Source organism: Pseudomonas sp. B3G-3, assembly GCF_028640915.1.
GTDB lineage: Bacteria > Pseudomonadota > Gammaproteobacteria > Pseudomonadales > Pseudomonadaceae > Aquipseudomonas > Aquipseudomonas chlororaphis_I.
In genome coordinates, this window is sequence record NZ_JAQZAB010000060.1 from 55,567 (window position 1) to 71,143 (window position 15,577).

Consider the following 15,577-nt stretch of genomic DNA (forward strand, 5'->3'; position numbering starts at 1 on the left):
CCTACCGGCGAGCGAAAGCTCGCGGTGTGCCGGGCACGCCGCGCTCATGCGGGGAAGGTTGTCAGCGGTCGATCAGGTGCAGGACAAAGGACTCGTAAGGCCGCAGGAACAGCTGGCGGCTGCGGGTTTCATGGTCCGCGTAGTTGCTGATGACCAAGCGCTGCTCCATGCGCTCGGTCATCACTCCCTCCGGCAACTGCACTTCGCAGGCGCTGCCGTAGAAATTGTTCACCACCAGCAGGCGCTCGCCCTGACCCTCGCGCAGATAGGCCCAGACCTGCGGGTGCTCGGCCAGCAGCGGGCGATATTCGCCGTCCTGGATCAGCGGCTCGCGACGACGCAGGGCAATCAGCTGGCGGTAGTGGTGCAACACCGAATCCGGGTCTTCGAGCTGCTGCTCGACGTTGATTTGCGCGGCACTGGCCGGCACGCCGATCCAGGGTTCGACGCTGCTGAAACCGGCATGGGTCCCGGCATTCCATTGCATCGGCGTGCGCCCGTTGTCCCGGGACTTCTGCATGATCGCCGCCATGTTGTCCGCCTCGCTGTCACCGGTTTCGCGCTTGAGGCGGTAGATGTTCAGGGTCTCGACATCGCGGTATTGGTCGATGTGGGTAAAACCGGGGTTGGTCATGCCCAGCTCCTCGCCCTGGTAGACGAACGGCGTGCCCTGGAGGAAGTGCAGCGCAGTGGCGAGCATCTTCGCCGAAACCACGCGGTGCTCGCCGTCGTCGCCGAAACGCGACACCACCCGCGGCTGGTCGTGGTTACACCAGAACAGCGCGTTCCAGCCGCCACCGGCCTGCATGCCGCTCTGCCAGTCGGAGAGGATGCGCTTGAGCTGGAGGAAGTCGAAATCGGCGCGAATCCACTTCTGCAGGTTCGGGTAATCGACCTTCAGGTGGTGGAAGTTGAAGGTCATCGACAGCTCTTTCGACTCGGGCTGCGAATAACGAATGCAGTGCTCGAGGCTGGTGGAGGACATCTCGCCGACATTGATCAGGTCAAAGCCCTCGAAGACCTCGCAATGCATCTGCTGCAGGTACGGGTGCACGTTCGGGCCGTCGGTATAGAAGCGCCGGCCATCGCTGGCGTCTTCCGGGAAATCGGCCGGCTTGGAGATCAGGTTGATCACGTCCAGGCGGAAGCCGCCCACGCCCTTGTCGCGCCAGAAACGCATCATCTTGAACACTTCGGCGCGCACCCGGGGGTTGTCCCAGTTGAGGTCGGCCTGGGTGTGGTCGAACAGGTGCAGGTAGTACTGGCCGGTCTGCGCTTCGTACTCCCAGGCGGAGCCGCCGAACTTGGATTCCCAGTTGTTCGGCTGGTCGCGCCAGATGTAGAAGTCGCGGTACGGGTTGTCGAGGCTGCTGCGGGCCTGCTGGAACCACTCATGTTCGATGGAGGTGTGGTTGACCACGATGTCCAGCATCAGCTTGATGCCGCGCTTGCCGGCCTCGGCGATCAGCAACTCGCAATCGGCCATGGTCCCGTAGCTCGGGTCGATGGCGTAGTAGTCGCTGATGTCGTAGCCGTTGTCGCGCTGGGGCGAGCGCAGGAACGGGGTGAGCCACAGGCAATCGACACCCAGCCAATGCAGGTAGTCGAGCTTGTCGACCACCCCCAGCAGGTCGCCGGTGGCCTGGCCGCTGTGGCTGTAGAAACTCTTCGGGTAGATCTGGTAGATCACCGAACGCTGCCAGTCTTGCATGGCGGACTCCTTCAATGGGTTGGGTACTGGCCTTGGGGGCCTTATCGCGATCTGTCAGGCGACGCGATACCCCGGCCGGATGATCTTCATGCTCAAGCCGCAGGTCAGTACGAACGGCACCACCAGGGCGACGACCATGCCGACCACGAACATCGGGATGTACTGGGGAATGATCGAGATGAACCCCGGCAGCCCGCCGACGCCGATGGCCGAGGCCTGGACCTTGTTCAGCGAGAGGAAAATGCTGCCCAGCGCCGAGCCGATCAGCGCGGCGTAGAACGGGAATTTGTAGCGCAGGTTGACCCCGAACATGGCCGGCTCGGTGATGCCGAAATAGGCGGAGATCGCCGAGGTCGAGGCCATGCTGCGATCCCGGGCGTTGCGGCTCATGCTGAACACCGCCAGCGCCGCACTGCCCTGGGCCAGGTTGGACATGACGATCATCGGCCAGATGAAGGTGCCGCCCTGGGTCGAGATCAGTTGCAGGTCCACGGCGAGGAACATGTGGTGCATGCCGGTGATCACCAGCGGCGCGTAGAGCAGGCCGAAAATCGCCCCGCCGACCATCGGTGCCAGTTCGAACAGGGTGACCACGCCTTCGGTGATCAGGATCCCCAGGTGCCGGGTCACCGGGCCGATCACCGCCAGCGCCAGCACGCCGGTGACCACTATGGTGGTGATGGGCACGACCAGCAGGGTGATCGCGTTCGGTACCCGCGCCCGCAGCCATTTTTCGATGACGCTCATGACGTAGGCCGCCAGCAGGATCGGCAGGATCTGCCCCTGGTAGCCGACCTTCTCGATCTGGAACAGGCCGAAGATGTCGAAGTACGGCAGGCTCTGGCCCTCCAGCCCGGCCACGGCCTTGCCGTAGTTCCAGGCATTGAGCAGGTCGGGATGCACCAGCATCAGGCCCAGCACGATGCCGAGGATCTCGCTGCCGCCAAAGCGCTTGGCCGCCGACCAGCCCACCAGTGCCGGCAGGAATACGAAGGAGGTGTTGGCCATCAGGTTGATCAGGCTCCACACGCCATCCAGGGTCGGGTAGGCCTCGAGCAGGGTGCGGCCCTCGATGAACATGCCCTTGGCGCCGATCAGGTTGTTCACCCCCATCAGCAGGCCGGCAATGATCAGCGCCGGCAGGATCGGCATGAAGACATCGGAAAACACTCGCACCAGGCGCTGCATGGCGTTGGTCTTGTCGGCGCCCTTCTGCTTGACGTCGGCGATAGTGGATGCGGCCAGCCCGGTGAGTTGGCGCAACGCGGCATAGACCTTTTCGACTTCGCCGGGGCCGATGACCACCTGGAACAGGCCACCGGTGAAAAACGAGCCCTTGACCAGATCGATCTGGTTCAGCGTCGCGCTGTCCACCAGGCTCGGGTCCTTGAGCGCCAGGCGCAGGCGGGTGACGCAATGCGCGGCTTGTTCGAGGTTGTCGGCGCCACCGAGGCTGTGCAGCAACTCGCTGGCGATCGTGGAGTAATCGTGGCTCATGCTTGTTCTTCCGCTTTGGTTTTTTGTTATTGGCAGCACGCCGAAGCGAAAAATACTCGTCTGTACGAGTTAAATCAACAACTCGTACAGACGAGTTTGTCGGTGCCGCTCCAAAATACAGGTCGCAGTGAGTTTCTTCTGCGCGAAAACCGCTCTAGATCCGTGTTTTCCGGCAGAGCACGCCATGCGCGACAGAAAATTCTTAAACTGCTGTAAGGTATTTCATCGCCAGTTCGACACCCGCAACCAGGCGTTCGACCCCAGCGTCTCAAATAGACAAATCCGCTCACGGCCCTTAAGGTTCCCGCCTTGAGCGCAGACGGCACAGAGCCATCCCATGAGTAAATACAACCAGATCTACAGCGATCTGCTTGCCAGCATCACCACCGAGCGCCTGGAACGCGGCGCTCGCCTGCCTTCCGAAACCGAGTTGATGGACAGCTACCAGGCCAGCCGCGGCACCGTGCGCAAGGCCATCGAGCAGTTGCAGGAGCGCGGCTTCGCCCAGAAGATCCATGGCAAGGGCACTTTTGTGCTGTCGCCGCACCCGATCGAGTTCCAGCTGGGCGGCATCGTCAGCTTCCAGGAAACCTATCCACGCCTGGGCAACGACGTCAGCACCGAGGTGGTGGAGTTCACCCAGTTTCCCCTCGAAGGCGCGTTGCGCGAACACCTGCAGGCCGAGGAAGGCAGCCTGATTACCCGCATCAAGCGGGTGCGGCGTATCGATGGCAAACGGGTGATTCTCGACATCAACCACTTTGTCGCCGAGTTGATCCCGGGGCTGGACCGGCAGATTGCCGAGCACTCGATCTACGCCTACATCGAGCAGACCCTGCAATTGCAGATCAGCTACGCCCAGCGGACCATCGAAGCGATTCCACGCACCCGGGATGACCAGCAGCACCTGGACCTGGAGGGCCAGAGCCACGTGATAGTGGTCAGCAACCAGACCTTCCTGCAGGACGGCCGGCAGTTCGAGTACACCGAATCACGCCACACCCTGGACAAGTTCTACTTCTCTGACGTCGCCCGACGCTGACCGCCACGGCGGGCCCACTCAGCCCAGCAGCGCCACCAGTTCGGCGCTCGGGGTGCCAACCCGCCGGGCCTCCTTGGCAACGTTCACGGATTGCGCGACCCGCGCCACCTCTATCACCGGGTGCTGCAACTGGTAACCGCCCCGGGCCTCCAGCCAGCTCAGCACTTCCGCCAGATGCCAGAGCGAGGCGCTGCCCTCGTGGATCGCCAGGGGGAAGCTGCCGGCATGGTTGAGCATCAGCTTGCGCATGTTCTGCCGGGAGACCCCGACGATATCGGCAATCTCGCTCAGGCCGACGAAATCCGGGCTGGCCTCTACCAGCCGCGCATCCGGAATGATCCGCTTGATATCGCCCAGGGCACTGAGCAGCGCCGCCTCACCGCTTTCGGCCTCGCGGCTGAACTCCAGCGCCAGGCGTCCCGCCAGCCCGGTACCGACCAGCGCGTCGGTGCAGCCCCCCGCGCCGAGGCGCTCCACCAGCACGTCCGGGTCGCAGTCGTGGGCGGGCAGCAGGTAGTTGAGGGTAAACAGGTATTCCATGGTCATGACTCCCGACGAGGTTGCGGGACTTTCCCGCCGCGCAGCTGATTCAGCGTGCAGTTGTCGACTACCCGGCACAGCGCCCGGGCATGCTGGAGGGGATTTTTCGGCGAGCTCCACACACTGGTGATGCAGAACTCGCCACACCGGCACACCTCGCTGTTGTAAGGGCAGTAGATCTTGCCCCAGGCATGACTACCGCCGACTTCGACGCGCCAGCCCTGCCACTCGGCGTAACGCAGCGCCATTTCAATGTCTTTCTTGGGATGAGGTGTGCGAGCCATCCATGGCCTCCAGTCTCGTCAACAATGAAAAGGTTGTCAACTGACAACCATGAATTCTTTCAACGCCTGCGCCGGCATCGCTAAAGGCCGCCGCTGGGAATTCGATGAATGTCTGTCGAGGGTACACAGGCCAGGCGAGCGACGATGGGCCCATGTCTTTCCTGGTATTGCGGGAGGGCTGGAAAGCGGGCGTTTTAAAGACCCTGAAACACAAATGGCGATCGACACCCGAAGGTCTCGATCGCCATTGCTGTTGCCTGAACGATCAGCAGCCGATCACTCGGCCGGGATCATTCCCACTCGATGGTGGCTGGCGGCTTGCTCGATACGTCGTAGGTGACGCGGGAGATGCCTTCGATCTCGTTGATGATCCGGCCGCTGACGGTTTCCAGCAGCTCGTAAGGCAGGTGCGCCCAACGTGCGGTCATGAAGTCGATGGTTTCCACGGCACGCAGGGCCACGACCCAGGCGTAACGACGGCCGTCACCGACCACACCCACCGACTTCACCGGCTGGAACACCACGAACGCCTGGCTGACCTTGTGGTACCAGTCGGCCTTGCGCAGCTCTTCGATGAAGATGTGGTCGGCGCGACGCAGCAGGTCGGCGTATTCCTTCTTCACTTCGCCGAGGATGCGCACGCCCAGGCCCGGGCCCGGGAACGGGTGACGGTAGACCATGTCGTACGGCAGGCCCAGCTCCAGGCCCAGACGACGGACTTCGTCCTTGAACAGCTCGCGCAGGGGCTCGACCAGCTTGAGGTTCATTTCTTCCGGCAGGCCGCCCACGTTGTGGTGCGACTTGATCACGTGGGCCTTGCCGCTCTTGGCGCCAGCCGACTCGATCACGTCCGGGTAGATGGTGCCCTGGGCCAGGAACTTGATGTTGTCCAGCTTGCAGGATTCGGCATCGAACACGTCGATGAAGGTACGGCCGATGATCTTGCGCTTCTTCTCCGGGTCGGCTTCGCCGGCCAGGTTGTTGAGGAACTGGTCCTCGGCGTTGGCGCGGATCACCTTGACGCCCATGTTCTCGGCGAACATGGCCATCACTTGCTCGCCTTCGTGCAGGCGCAGCAGGCCGTTGTCGACGAAGACGCAGGTCAGCTGGTCGCCGATGGCCTTGTGCAGCAGGGCCGCGACCACCGAGGAGTCAACGCCGCCGGACAGGCCGAGCAGAACGTTGTCGGTGCCCACTTGGGCACGTACTTGGGCGATAGCGTCTTCAGCGATTTTCGACGGCGTCCACAGGGCTTCGCAGCCGCAGATGTCGAGAATGAAGCGCGACAGGATGCGACCACCCTGCTTGGTGTGGGTCACTTCCGGGTGGAACTGCACGCCGTAGTAGCGCAGGTCGTCGTTGAACATGCCGGCGATCGGGCAGCTCGGGGTGCTGGCCAGGATGTGGAAGTCTTCCGGCATCTTGGTGACCTTGTCACCGTGGCTCATCCACACGTCGAGGCCGAACAGGCCGTCGGCGTCGACGTGATCTTCGATGCCATCCAGCAGGCGGCTCTTGCCGACCACATCGACGCGGGCATAACCGAATTCACGCAGCTCGGAGCCCTCGACCTTGCCGCCCATTTGCTCGGCCATGGTCTGCATGCCGTAGCAGATACCGAAGACCGGCACGCCCAGGTCGAACACCGCTTGCGGGCAGCGCGGGCTGTCGGCTTCGTGCACGGACTCGGGGCCGCCGGCGAGGATTACACCTTTTGGAGCGAATTCGCGAATCGCTTCGTCATCCATGTCGAACGGATGCAGTTCGCAGTACACGCCGATTTCACGCACGCGACGGGCGATCAACTGGGTGTACTGAGAACCGAAATCAAGGATCAGGATGCGGTGGGCATGAATGTCGAGGGCCATGATTCAGTCTCGTCTAGGTAATTCGAAAACAGTCGTGATTCAGAAACGACTCGGGGCTGAATAAAACAGCCCCGGTCATTTAACGTTTTGCTTGAAGCATCAACCTACGCGGTAGTTCGGCGCTTCCTTGGTGATCTGCACGTCGTGGACGTGGGACTCAGCCATACCGGCGCCAGTGATGCGTACGAACTCCGGCTTGGTGCGCATTTCTTCGATGTTGGCGCTACCGGTGTAGCCCATGGAAGAACGCAGGCCACCCATCAGCTGATGGATGATGGCGGTCAGGGTGCCCTTGTAAGGAACACGGCCTTCGATGCCTTCCGGAACCAGCTTCTCGGCACCCGCGGAGGAGTCCTGGAAGTAACGGTCGGAAGAGCCCTGGGCCTGGGACATGGCGCCCAGCGAACCCATGCCGCGGTAAGCCTTGTAGGAACGGCCCTGGAACAGTTCGATTTCGCCTGGCGCCTCTTCGGTACCGGCGAACATCGAGCCCATCATCACGGCGGAAGCACCAGCGACGATGGCCTTGGACAGGTCACCGGAGAAGCGGATGCCGCCGTCGGCGATCAATGGAACGCCGGTGCCTTCAAGGGCTGCGGCGACATTGGCGATGGCGCTGATTTGCGGTACGCCGACACCGGCGACGATACGGGTGGTGCAGATCGAGCCCGGGCCGATACCGACCTTGACTGCGTCGGCGCCAGCGGCGGCCAGGGCCTTGGCAGCGGCACCGGTGGCGATGTTGCCGCCGATCACCTGCACTTGCGGGTAGTTTTCCTTGACCCAGCGAACGCGGTCGATCACGCCTTTGGAGTGACCGTGGGCGGTGTCAACCACCACCACGTCCACACCGGCGTTGACCAGGGCGGCAACGCGGTCGCCGGTGTCTTTACCGGTACCGACTGCAGCACCTACGCGCAGACGACCTTGATCGTCCTTGCTGGCCAGCGGGTAAGCCTTGGCTTTTTCGATGTCGTTGACGGTCATCATGCCCTTGAGGGCGAACTTGTCGTCGACGATCAGCACGCGCTCGATGCGGTGCTTGTGCAGCAGCTCGCGCACGTCGTTCTTGTCGGCGCCTTCCTTGACCGTGACCAGGCGCTCTTTAGGCGTCATCACTTCACGGACACTGGCGTCCAGGCGGTTTTCGAAACGCACGTCACGGGAAGTGACGATGCCGACCAGGTCGCCATCGTGCAGTACCGGCACGCCGGAAATGTTGTGCATGCGGGTCAGTTCGAACAGGTCGCGCACCGTGGCGTCAGCCTCGATGGTGATCGGGTCTTTGACGACGCCGGCTTCGAACTTCTTGACCTTGCGGACTTCGGCAGCTTGCTGCTCGATGGTCATGTTCTTGTGGATGATGCCGATGCCACCTTCCTGAGCCATGGCGATTGCCAGACGGGCTTCAGTGACGGTGTCCATTGCGGCGGAAACCAGTGGAATATTCAGCTCGATGCCACGGGTAAGACGGGTCTTGAGACTGACTTCGTTAGGAAGCACCTCGGAATAACCAGGCACTAGGAGAATGTCGTCGAAGGTCAGAGCTTCTTGGCTGATACGCAGCATCGCGGGGGCTCCCGAGCGGGAAAATGGAAGCGCGCCATTATACTCAGACACCTACCCGGGCTCAATGTAAAACTCTGTCTATTATCAACGGGGTGATGGATGGGGAATTTGCCGGAACGCAGCGTCTGTTTCGCGGGCCAGCATTGCACCTGCCGGCGATGAATCCAGCACCCGGGCCCGGCTGCCGAAATCCCCTTACAACTCCACCTTCACCCAGCTCACCGGCTGATCCAGCCATTCGGCGAACTCGTCGAGAAAGCTCTGCTTGAACCCGGCCTCGGCCCAGTTGTTGAAGATGAAACCGAGGTTGGAAAACCCGCACTCCTGCAAGAACAGAAAACCGTTGATGTCATCTTCATGCCCGCACTCGGGGCAGGTGAAGTTATCGGTGCGCCCGGGCATCCAGTCTTCCAGGCTCTCGAACAGCGCCTCCCCCACTTCCTGGCGGCACTCGGCGCAGCCCGCTTCCTCGAGAAACCCCTTGGCCGGGGTGTAGATGCAGCGCTTGGTAATGATCTCCAGGCCGTTGACCGGTTCGCCGAAGGGCAAGGCCTCCGGGCGCAGCACGACTTCGCGCGCGCCCGGGGCAATGGCGTGCGCCATGCGATTGCCGGTACGGCCACAGGTGCTCAAGGCTTCCTCGACGATGTTCTTGCGCACCAGCCAGCGCACGATCGCCCGGGCGCGAGGTTCGTGAACCGGCAAGGTGGAGATTTTCGGGACGATGATGCTTTGCGAGTTCATGGGTGGGGCCTGAAGCGTTTGAAGGGAAGTCTGCGTCGCCTGTTCGGACGGTACGCCTGTGAGCCGATACCTACTAATAAGTGTAGAAGTCGACATGCCGGGTAGATCCGAGGGCCCGCAGCTTAATCCCTGAACCCCACAGGTCAAGTACTCAGGTAACGACCGATCAGGGCAATGCCGCTGGCGAGCACCAGCCAGGTCACCAGCCGGACGAACGCCTCGCGGGACAGCTTCAGGGTCAGCCGCCGCCCCATCCACAAGCCCAGCGCCATCGCCGGCAACAAGCACAGCGCCAACAACAATAAAGGCAGCTGCGCATAAACCCCGGCAATGGCGAACAGGCCCAGGCGCACCACCGTGCTGCAACTGATCAACGCACTCTGGGTGGCCCGCGCCGCATCCTTGGGCAGGCGGCTGTTCAGATAGATCGCATATAAAAAGCCGCCACTGCCGAACAGCGCCCCGAACGTCCCACCCACGGTCCCCATGGGAATCGCCCAGCCCGCCGCCAGCGCCTTGGGCCTTGCCTTGACCCACAGGCTGTACACCGCATAAGCGCTGATAAACAGCCCCATCAACAGCAGCAACAGGTCGGACTTGAGGTTGAGCAGGAAGATCACCCCGAGGGTGCAGCCCAGCGCCATGCACGGCAGCAGGCGTACCAGCTCGGAGCGATCGACATCCCGCCGCGACGGCAAGAGATTGCCGAAGGCCGCGACAAAATCCAGCAGCACCAGCAGCGGGATTATCTTCGACAGCGGCATGAACAGGATCAGCACCGGCCCGGCCACCAGCGCCGTACCGAACCCGGCAATGCCGAACACGATATAGGCCAGGGCGATCCCCAGGCCGATCGCCAACCAGCCACTCGCCCCCCACGACCACTGCCCCAACAACTCGACCATGCTCATCGATTCGCCATCCTTCTTTAATCAAGGAATGACTTTAGCCAGCCACAAGCCTTGCGACTAATATCATCAAAGCCAGCAACCCATCTCAAAAAGGCATGACGAGTGATTTCAACCCGCCAACTGCGCTACTTCGTGGAGATCGCCGACAGCGGCAGTTTCAGCGCCGCCGCCGAACGCCTGTTCGTTGCCCAGTCCGCCCTCAGTCGGCAGATCAAGGAACTGGAGATCCACCTCAAGACCCCGCTGTTCGAACGCACCGCGCGCCTGCCCAGGCTGACGGCGGCGGGTGAAGCCTTCTACCCGCGCGCCCGCAACCTGCTCGACGAGCTGAACAAGGCCAGCGAGCTGGCAACCCAGGTCGGCCATGGGCAACTGGGGACATTGCGCCTGAGCCACTCCAGCACGGTGTCCATGAGCGGCCGTTTGCTGCGGGCCATCAGCGGTTATCTGGAGCAGTGCCCGGGCGCCTTGATGGACATCGCCACCCTGTCTTCCGAAGCGCAGTTGGAGGAAGTCGCCGAAGGCCGGCTGGATATCGGCCTGCTACGCCTGCCGGTACTGCGCCAGCGCGAGGGCGTGCAGATCACGCCGCTGTTCAGTGAGCGCCTGCTGCTGGCCCTGCCGCCGGGCCATCCTCTTGCATTAAGCCCTCCTGAACGGGGCGTGGATCTGGCGCAACTGCGCGACGAAGCCTTTATCTCCATTCCCCATCCACAGCGTGGAGGCCTGAGTTACCTGTCGGCCGAGTTGTGCATGCGCCAGGGCTTTTTCCCCAAGGCGGCGCGGGTGTTGTCGCGCAAGACCACGCAGTTGCAACTGATCCAGGCCGGATTCGGCATCGCCCTGTTGCCCGAATCGATGCAAGACATTGCACCCGCCAGCCTGCACTTCCTGCCCTTGGCGGACCCGGCCTGCCAGAGCACGGTCGCCCTCGCCTGTCGGCAGGACCCGACACCGCTGGTCAAGCAGTTCATCGAACACTTCCACGCCGCCCTCACGCCCTGACCACTGAAGGAGTATTCGAGGCCGACAAAGGCATCGTCTCCTTTTGTTTCGATCCATGGAGATTGTTTGCCGAATGCCTTTAAACTGCGCCCCATGATTAAAGATCCCTTTGCAAGACTCGGCCTGGACCGCGAAGTCCTGACCGTCAGCCAGCTCAACGGCCGTGCGCGGGTGTTGCTGGAAGACGTGTTCAGCAACATCTGGGTCGAAGGCGAAATCTCCAACCTCGCCCGCCCGGCGTCCGGCCATGTGTATTTCACCCTCAAGGACAGCGGTGCCCAGGTGCGCTGCGCGCTGTTTCGGCAAAATGCCGCGCGGGTGCGCCAGGCGCTGAAGGACGGCCTGGCGGTCAAGGTGCGCGGCAAGGTCTCGCTGTTCGAGGGCCGCGGCGACTATCAGCTGATCCTCGATACGGTCGAACCGGCCGGCGACGGCGCCCTGCGCCTGGCCTTCGATGCCCTGAAGGAAAAGCTCAGTGCCGAAGGCCTGTTCAGCACCGAACGCAAGGTGCCACTGCCCGCCCATCCGCAGCGCATCGGCATTATCAGTTCGCCGACGGGCGCGGTGATTCGCGACATCATCAGCGTGTTCCGTCGCCGCGCACCGCAAGTGGCCCTGACCCTGATCCCGACCGCCGTGCAAGGCCGCGAGGCGACCGCGCAGATCGTCCGTGCCCTGAAAATGGCCGATGCCCGGGGCTTCGACGCACTGATCCTGGCCCGTGGCGGCGGCTCCCTGGAAGACCTTTGGTGCTTCAACGAAGAAGCCGTGGCCCGGGCGGTGGATGCCTGCGTCACACCAATCGTCAGCGCCGTGGGTCATGAAACCGACGTCTCGATCAGCGACTTCGTCGCCGACGTGCGCGCACCGACGCCCTCGGCGGCCGCCGAGTTGCTCGCACCGGACTCCAGCGACCTGCGGCATCGGGTCGAAAGCCTGCATCGACGCCTGGTGATGCGCATGCGCGATCGGCTGCTGCGCGATCGCCTGCGCCTGGAAGGCATGGCCCGGCGCCTGCGCCACCCCGGCGAGCGCCTGCGCCAGCAAGCGCAGCGCCTGGACGACCTGGACATGCGCATGCGCCGGGCGTTCGAGCGCAGCCTCAATACCCGCCGCGAGCGCCTGATCCGCCTGGAAACCCGGCTCGCCGGCCAGCACCCCGGGCGTCAGCTGGCGCTGCTGCGACAACGCCTCGACAGCCTGGCCGAACGCCTGCCACGGGCCATGCGCGAAGGCCTGAAGTCCCGGCGCCTGCAACTACAAAGCCAGATCCAGACCCTGCATGTGGTCAGCCCGCTGGCCACCCTCGGTCGTGGCTACAGCATCCTGCTGGACGAACGCGGCCAGGCCATTCGCAGCGCCGCACAGACCCAGCCGGGACAGCGCCTCAAGGCCCGTCTTGGCGAAGGCGAACTGCAGGTCCGGGTCGAAGACAATCACCTGACGCCTGTCACCCTCTCTTTACTGGATTGATCCATGCCGCGTTTTCTGAGCTCCCTGCTGTTGCTGTGCCTGACCTTCAACGCCCATGCCGATAGCTACATCACGCGCCTGCTGAACAAACCAGTGCCCGGCGGCGTGGCGGTGATCGACCTGGGCAGCGCCGCCCAGGCGCCCAAGGCCAGCTACCAGGGAAAACCGCTGCTGGTGGTCAAGGAACAGAACAACTGGCTGGCGATTGTCGGCATCCCCCTGACCGTCAAGCCCGGCCCCCAGCAGATCAGTGCTGGCGGTCGCAGCCTGAACTTCAGTGTGGGCAGCAAGAAATACCCGGAACAGCACATCACGCTAAAGAACAAACGCCAGGTCAATCCCGATCCGGCCGACCTCAAGCGCATCGACGCCGAGTTGGCCGAACAGGTTCGCGCCTACCGCAGTTTCAGCCCCAATACCCCGAGCAATCTGCTGCTGGACAAGCCGGTGAGCGGCCCGCTGTCGAGCAAGTTCGGCGTCCGCCGCTTCTTCAACGGTGAGGAGCGCAACCCACACGCCGGGCTGGACTTCGCGGTGCCCGCCGGCACGCCGATCAAGACGCCCGCGGCCGGCAAGGTGATCCTGATCGGCAATTACTTTTTCAACGGCAACACCGTATTCGTCGACCACGGCCAGGGCTTTATCAGCATGTTCTGCCATATGTCGAAGATCGACGTGAAGGTCGGCCAGCAACTGGCCCGCGGCGGCGTGGTCGGGAAAGTCGGCTCCACCGGGCGCGCCACCGGGCCGCACATGCACTGGAACGTCAGCCTGAACGACGCCCGGGTCGATCCGGCGATCTTTATCGGGGCCTTCCAGCCCTGAGTCAGACTCCCGCAGGGATTGCGCAGGTTCAAAAGTCTGCGCAATAAGATCGAAGCAGCCGCCAACCTTGCAGAATAAAATCTCGAAAATCTTCCGCTTTAAGAGATTTATCTCAATTTTTTTCGACTGCTTGCCATCTTTCACCCCAATGGTTAGGGTTGAGGGCATGAAAACCTCTCACACCCTCATTCAGCGCCGCCAACACCGAAGCCTCTGCCTCGTCAGCGCACGACTGCCAGGTTGAGTCGCGGTACCTCGTCCCCTGCTTCAAACAGCACACCCATTGATTCACCGGCAGGCCGCCTCTTTTCGGCCCGGACAATAAGGATTTTCCCATGAGCATGCTCAAAGACCCTTCCTCGAAGTACCGCGCGTTCCCGACCATCAACTTGCCGGACCGCACCTGGCCGTCGAAGACCATCACCCGCGCGCCTATCTGGTGCAGCTCCGACCTGCGTGATGGCAACCAGTCGCTGATCGAGCCGATGGATGCGGTGAAGAAGCTGCGCTTCTGGAAAACCCTGGTCGCCGTCGGTGTGAAAGAAATCGAGGCCTCCTTCCCGGCCGCTTCGCAGACCGACTTCGACTTCGTGCGCACCCTGATCGAAGGCGGCCACATCCCGGACGACACCACCATCCAGGTGCTGACCCAGGCCCGTGAAGACCTGATCGCCCGTACCTTCGAATCGTTGCGCGGGGCGAAGAAAGCCATCGTCCACCTGTACAACGCCACCAGCCCGTCGTTCCGCCGCATTGTCTTCAACCAGGACAAGGAAGGCGTGAAAGAGATCGCGGTGAACGCTGCCAAGCTGTTCGTCAAATACGCCGCCCAGCAGCCGGAAACCCAATGGCAGTTCGAATACTCGCCAGAGACCTTCAGCGCCACTGAGCTGGAATTCGCCAAGGAAGTCTGCGACGCGGTGATCGAGGTCTGGAACCCGACGCCAGCCAACAAGGTGATCCTCAACCTGCCGGCCACCGTCGAAGTCGCCACACCGAACATCTATGCCGACCAGATCGAATGGTTCGGTCGCCACATCAACCGTCGTGACAGCGTGATCATCAGCCTGCACACCCACAACGACCGGGGTACCGGCGTGGCCGCCACCGAGTTGGGCCTGATGGCCGGCGCCGACCGCGTCGAAGGCTGCCTGTTCGGCAACGGCGAACGTACCGGCAACGTCGACCTGGTCACCGTGGCCCTGAACCTCTACACCCAGGGTATCGATCCGGAGCTGGACTTCTCCGATATCGACGGCGTGCGCAAAGTGGTCGAAGAATGCAACCAGATCCCGGTGCACCCGCGTCATCCGTATGTCGGCGACCTGGTTCACACCGCCTTCTCCGGCTCGCACCAGGATGCCATCCGCAAGGGCTTCGCCCAGCAGAAATCCGATGCCCTGTGGGAAGTACCGTACTTGCCGATCGACCCGGCCGACATCGGCCGCAGCTATGAGGCGGTGATTCGCGTCAACAGCCAGTCGGGCAAAGGCGGTATCGCCTACCTGCTGGAGCAGGAATACGGCATCAGCTTGCCGCGTCGCATGCAGATCGAGTTCAGCCAGGTGGTACAGCGTGAAACCGATCGCCTGGGCCTGGAGATGACCGCCCAGCAGATCCACGCGCTGCTCCACAGCGAATACTTGCAGGCCAACACCCCGTACGCGCTGGTCAGCCATCGCCTGCAGGAAGAAAACGGCCACAGCGCCGTGGAAGTGGAAGTGTCCAGCAAGGGCCAGGGCGAGACCAACCTGCACTGGCGCGGCAAGGGCAATGGCGCCCTGGAAGCCCTGGTGGCCGGCTTGCCGGTTCCGGTGGAAATCATGGACTACAACGAGCACGCCATCGGCGCGGGCACCAACGCCAAGGCCGCGGCCTATATCGAACTGCGTGTGAACGGCGAGCGCGCGGTGCACGGTGTGGGTATCGATGAAAACATCACCACCGCCAGCTTCAAGGCCCTGTTCAGTGCGCTGAACCGCTCCCTGAGCCAGCTGGACGCCAAGGCCGCCTGACGGTTTACGGCGACAAAAAAGCCCCGGATGATCCGGGGCTTTTTTATGGTTCTTCACGGAATACCGGGAAAGACGCTCTTGATCTTCATGAAA

13 protein-coding genes are annotated in these 15,577 nt (G+C 62.6%); 5 read left to right on the forward strand and 8 right to left on the reverse strand.

Annotation, left to right across the window (positions count from 1 at the left end; translation table 11 throughout):
- Positions 1-61: 61 nt before the first annotated feature.
- Positions 62-1,711 carry an alpha,alpha-phosphotrehalase gene (treC, locus tag PVZ80_RS02660; RefSeq protein ID WP_273863399.1) on the reverse strand — a complete coding sequence of 550 codons (1,650 nt, stop codon included), beginning with the start codon at positions 1,709-1,711 and terminating at the stop codon, positions 62-64.
- 54 nt (positions 1,712-1,765) lie between these two features.
- Positions 1,766-3,208 carry a PTS system trehalose-specific EIIBC component gene (gene treP, locus PVZ80_RS02665; RefSeq protein ID WP_016703477.1) on the reverse strand — a complete coding sequence of 481 codons (1,443 nt, stop codon included), beginning with the start codon at positions 3,206-3,208 and terminating at the stop codon, positions 1,766-1,768.
- A 337-nt stretch (positions 3,209-3,545) separates the two neighbouring features.
- Here treP and treR point away from each other — a divergent pair, with 337 nt between their 5' ends.
- Positions 3,546-4,250 (forward strand): trehalose operon repressor, encoded by a 705-nt coding sequence (gene treR, locus PVZ80_RS02670; RefSeq protein ID WP_009050622.1) that lies wholly within the window; start codon positions 3,546-3,548, stop codon positions 4,248-4,250.
- Between the two features lie 18 nt (positions 4,251-4,268).
- On the opposite strand, the gene PVZ80_RS02675 is transcribed toward treR, so the two are convergent.
- The 6 genes from PVZ80_RS02675 to PVZ80_RS02700 form a co-directional block, all read right to left on the reverse strand.
- Positions 4,269-4,790 carry a helix-turn-helix transcriptional regulator gene (locus PVZ80_RS02675; RefSeq protein ID WP_007929565.1) on the reverse strand — a complete coding sequence of 174 codons (522 nt, stop codon included), beginning with the start codon at positions 4,788-4,790 and terminating at the stop codon, positions 4,269-4,271.
- A 2-nt stretch (positions 4,791-4,792) separates the two neighbouring features.
- A complete protein-coding gene (locus PVZ80_RS02680) occupies positions 4,793-5,074 on the reverse strand; it encodes a hypothetical protein (protein WP_103331157.1) in 282 nt (93 codons plus the stop codon).
- A gap of 290 nt (positions 5,075-5,364) precedes the next feature.
- The gene (guaA, locus tag PVZ80_RS02685) at positions 5,365-6,942 is read right to left on the reverse strand and encodes a glutamine-hydrolyzing GMP synthase (protein ID WP_016703480.1); all 1,578 of its coding nucleotides are present in this window, start codon (positions 6,940-6,942) and stop codon (positions 5,365-5,367) included.
- A 99-nt stretch (positions 6,943-7,041) separates the two neighbouring features.
- A complete protein-coding gene (gene guaB / locus PVZ80_RS02690) occupies positions 7,042-8,511 on the reverse strand; it encodes an IMP dehydrogenase (protein WP_009050626.1) in 1,470 nt (489 codons plus the stop codon).
- A gap of 195 nt (positions 8,512-8,706) precedes the next feature.
- Complete coding sequence (locus PVZ80_RS02695; RefSeq protein ID WP_009050627.1) at positions 8,707-9,255, reverse strand: hypothetical protein; 549 nt, start codon at positions 9,253-9,255, stop codon at positions 8,707-8,709.
- 143 nt (positions 9,256-9,398) lie between these two features.
- On the reverse strand, positions 9,399-10,166 hold the full coding sequence (locus PVZ80_RS02700; RefSeq protein WP_273863400.1) for a sulfite exporter TauE/SafE family protein: 768 nt from the start codon (positions 10,164-10,166) through the stop codon (positions 9,399-9,401).
- 102 nt (positions 10,167-10,268) lie between these two features.
- On the opposite strand from PVZ80_RS02700, the gene PVZ80_RS02705 reads away from it, so the two are divergent.
- The 4 genes from PVZ80_RS02705 (at position 10,269) to leuA (ending at position 15,484) form a co-directional block, all read left to right on the forward strand.
- Complete coding sequence (locus PVZ80_RS02705) at positions 10,269-11,171, forward strand: LysR family transcriptional regulator (protein WP_038634878.1); 903 nt, start codon at positions 10,269-10,271, stop codon at positions 11,169-11,171.
- A gap of 93 nt (positions 11,172-11,264) precedes the next feature.
- Complete coding sequence (gene xseA, locus PVZ80_RS02710; protein WP_028683314.1) at positions 11,265-12,644, forward strand: exodeoxyribonuclease VII large subunit; 1,380 nt, start codon at positions 11,265-11,267, stop codon at positions 12,642-12,644.
- A 3-nt stretch (positions 12,645-12,647) separates the two neighbouring features.
- Complete coding sequence (locus PVZ80_RS02715; protein ID WP_101283404.1) at positions 12,648-13,469, forward strand: peptidoglycan DD-metalloendopeptidase family protein; 822 nt, start codon at positions 12,648-12,650, stop codon at positions 13,467-13,469.
- 335 nt (positions 13,470-13,804) lie between these two features.
- Positions 13,805-15,484, forward strand: coding sequence for a 2-isopropylmalate synthase (gene leuA, locus PVZ80_RS02720; RefSeq protein WP_009050632.1), 1,680 nt, complete (start codon positions 13,805-13,807; stop codon positions 15,482-15,484).
- Positions 15,485-15,577 lie beyond the last annotated feature (93 nt).